Here is a 3,074-nt window from a genome sequence, read left to right as displayed (position 1 = left end):
GTGTACACACATCTTGTGAACACTATCAATCACTGTGGGAGCGGGCTTGCCCGCGAAGGCGTCTGAGCTGACACCGACAATCTTTCAGACCAACTCTTTAAGCCGATGCCACAGCATCCCCAACGCCAGCAACGGCGAACGCAAATGTTTGCCGCCGGGGAAGGTGATGTGCGGCACCTGGGCAAACAGATCGAAGCCGCCACTGTGCTGGCCGCTGATAGCTTCGGCCAGTAGCTTGCCGGCCAGGTGCGTGGCATTCACGCCATGACCGGAATAGGCCTGTGCGTAGTACACGTTCGGCTGGTCCTTGAGTCGCCCGATCTGCGGCAGGCGATTGGCGCCGATGCCGATCATGCCGCCCCATTGGTAATCGATCTTCACTGCGCTCAATTGCGGGAAAACCTCGAGCATTTTCGGGCGCATGTACGCGGCGATGTCTTTCGGGTCGCGGCCCGAGTAATGGCAGGCGCCACCAAACAGCAGGCGCCGGTCCGCCGAGAGCCGGTAGTAATCCAGCGCCACCCGCTGGTCACAGACCGCCATGTTCTGTGGCAGCAGGGCGTGGGCCAGTTCTTCGCTCAATGGTTCGGTGGCGATGATGTAGCTGCCGGCGGGCAGGACTTTACCGCTGAGTTCCGGATTGAGGTTATTGAGGTAGGCATTGCAGCCCAGCACCAGGGTCTTGGCGCGCACCGAGCCCTCGGCGGTATGGACCTTGACCTCGGGGCCATAGTCGATGCGGGTCACGGCCGACTGCTCGAACAACTGGACCCCCAGTCGTTGTGCCGCGGCTGCTTCGCCCAAGGCCAGGTTCAGTGGATGCAGGTGCCCCGAACCCATGTCGATCAGGCCACYGACGTAACGCGTGGAACCGACCACGGTGTGCATCTCATTGGCTTGCAGCAAACGGGTCTCGTAGCGATAACCGAGGCTGCGCAGTTCTTCGGCATCCTCGGCGAAGCCTTCAAGGTCACGGGGCTTGTTGGCGAGGTCGCAGTAACCCCAGGTCAGGTCGCAGGGGATCTGGCAGCGCTCGACCCGTTGCCGGACGATTTCCACGGCTTCCAGGCCCATGAGTTTCATTTGCCGCACGCCTTCGACACCGATGACATTGGTGAACTGATCGAGGCCGTGGCCGACGCCGCGAATCAGCTGCCCGCCATTGCGTCCACTGGCGCCCCAGCCGATCTTGTGGGCCTCAAGCAACACCACGCTGAGGCCACGTTCGGCGAGCTCAAGCGCCGTGTTCAACCCCGAAAACCCGCCGCCCACCACACAGACATCGGCCAGCACTTCGCCTTTGAGCGCCGGAAGYTCGGGCTGCGGCAGGCTGCTGGCGGCGTAGTAGGAAGCAGTGTGGTTCAGAGCAGGCTGTTGAGCACGGGCATTCATGTGCGTGATCCTGATTCTTGCGTTTGGAAAACCTGACGGAGCATAAGCCGGACCTTTCCGGACGGGCAACATTGGTCGGCTGGTGCTGTCTGGATCGAAGCTTTTGCGTCAGAATCCGGCTCTATTCCGCTATTGGTCACCGCTTCAATGAGCTGCAACAGCCAGACAATCCGTACCCTGCGCCAGCAGATTCCCTCGTTCGAGTGCGTTCCCGGATGCCATGACTGCTGCGGGCCGGTGACCACCTCACCGGAAGAAATGTCGCGCCTGCCGCGCAAGACCCGCGCCGAGCAGGATGCCGCCATGGAAGAGCTCAACTGTGTGCATCTGGGACCGAATGGTTGCACCGTGTATGACGAGCGGCCGCTGATCTGCCGGTTGTTCGGCACCACCAAGACCTTGCCGTGCCCCAACGGGCGCGGGCCGGTGGAGCTGATTCATCCGCGGGTGGAGAAGCAGGTGTTCGAGTACATGGCCAGCACTCGGCAGGTGTTGGTTTAAGCGGCGGCGTACTTCAGCAGAACCGAGTCGACTTCATCGCGGGCAAGTCGGATCGCCGCACCGCCGCTCCCACAGGTGCTGCACCGACCCTGTGGGAGCGAGCTTGCTCGCGATGGGGTCTGAACAGACACCGGAAAATCCTCAATCCGGAATCGGCAAGGTCAGGCTCTCTTTCACCTCTTCCATCACGATATAGCTCTTGGACTCGCGCACATGGGGCAGCTTGAGCAGGATGTCGCCCAGCAATTTGCGGTACGAGGCCATCTCGGAGATCCGCGCCTTCACCAGGTAGTCGAAATCCCCTGACACCAGATGGCACTCCAGCACATGGGGTAATTTCAGCACCGCGCGTCGGAACTCTTCGAAAGTATCGCCGGATTTGTAGTCCAGGCTGATCTCGACGAACACCAGCAGACTACCCTTCAGGTGCTGCGGATTGAGCCTGGCGTTGTAGCCCATGATGATCCCTTCGCGCTCCAGACGCCGGACCCGCTCAGTACAGGGCGTGGTCGAGAGCCCGACCTTTTCTCCAAGCTCCGTAAAGGAAATCCGCCCGTCCGCTTGCAGGATCCGCAGGATGTTGCGGTCGATCTTGTCCAGCTCACGTTTGGTCTGAGTGTTGGTACGCATAGGGGATGCGCCTCCGTGAAAAGGGTTTTTGCCGAGAATTGTCGCCAAATATAGGCGCTTATATAGTGAAAAGCACTGGCAGATCTTTTTTACACTGCGCGCATCTGAAGCTCTGAATAACAAACGTCAGCGGTTAGCCGCGATGAGGGATATGAAAATGCGCGTCATGGTCTTGGGTAGCGGCGTCATCGGTACCACCAGTGCTTATTATCTGGCCCGTGCCGGATTCGAAGTGGTGGTGGTCGACCGGCAGCCGGCTGCTGCCATGGAGACCAGTTTCGCCAACGCCGGCCAGGTGTCGCCGGGTTATGCCTCGCCGTGGGCTGCGCCGGGCGTACCGCTCAAGGCCATCAAGTGGCTGTTGCAGCGCCACGCACCCTTGGCGATCAAGGCTACTGCCGACATCGACCAGTACCTGTGGATGGCACAGATGCTGCGCAACTGCACCGCCAGCCGTTACGCGGTGAACAAGGAGCGCATGGTCCGTCTGTCCGAGTACAGCCGTGACTGCCTCGACGAACTGCGCGCCGAAACCGGCATTGCCTACGAAG

The 3,074-nt window shown here is 60.7% G+C and carries 3 protein-coding genes and 1 pseudogene; 2 read left to right on the top strand and 2 right to left on the bottom strand.

The genetic code is table 11. The annotated features are described in order from the left end of the window. Positions 1 to 84 precede the first annotated feature (84 nt). Entirely contained in the window at positions 85 to 1,392 is a 1,308-nt protein-coding gene (locus ACXRVY_RS21990) for an NAD(P)/FAD-dependent oxidoreductase (protein WP_458238229.1), read from the bottom strand. Positions 1,393 to 1,539: 147 nt separating this feature from the next. On the opposite strand from ACXRVY_RS21990, the gene ACXRVY_RS21985 reads away from it, so the two are divergent. After that, entirely contained in the window at positions 1,540 to 1,893 is a 354-nt protein-coding gene (locus ACXRVY_RS21985) for a YkgJ family cysteine cluster protein (protein WP_007975156.1), read from the top strand. Between the two features lie 141 nt (positions 1,894 to 2,034). Here the strand turns inward: ACXRVY_RS21985 and ACXRVY_RS21980 are convergent, their stop codons facing one another. Then, on the bottom strand, positions 2,035 to 2,523 hold the full coding sequence (locus tag ACXRVY_RS21980; RefSeq protein ID WP_007975155.1) for an Lrp/AsnC ligand binding domain-containing protein: 489 nt from the start codon (positions 2,521 to 2,523) through the stop codon (positions 2,035 to 2,037). 157 nt (positions 2,524 to 2,680) lie between these two features. Here ACXRVY_RS21980 and dadA point away from each other — a divergent pair. Then, positions 2,681 to 3,074: pseudogene (gene dadA / locus ACXRVY_RS21975) on the top strand (D-amino acid dehydrogenase); the annotation flags it as partial.

This window comes from Pseudomonas sp. P5_A2_2 (assembly GCF_054177685.1).
This window is presented reverse-complemented; position numbering and strand designations above follow the sequence as displayed.

Coding starts and splice junctions, on each gene's coding strand:
- ACXRVY_RS21985 (WP_007975156.1), top strand. CDS start 1,540: ATGAGCTGCAACAGCCAGACAATCCGTACCCTGCGCCAGCAGATTCCC.
- ACXRVY_RS21980 (WP_007975155.1), bottom strand. CDS start 2,523: ATGCGTACCAACACTCAGACCAAACGTGAGCTGGACAAGATCGACCGC.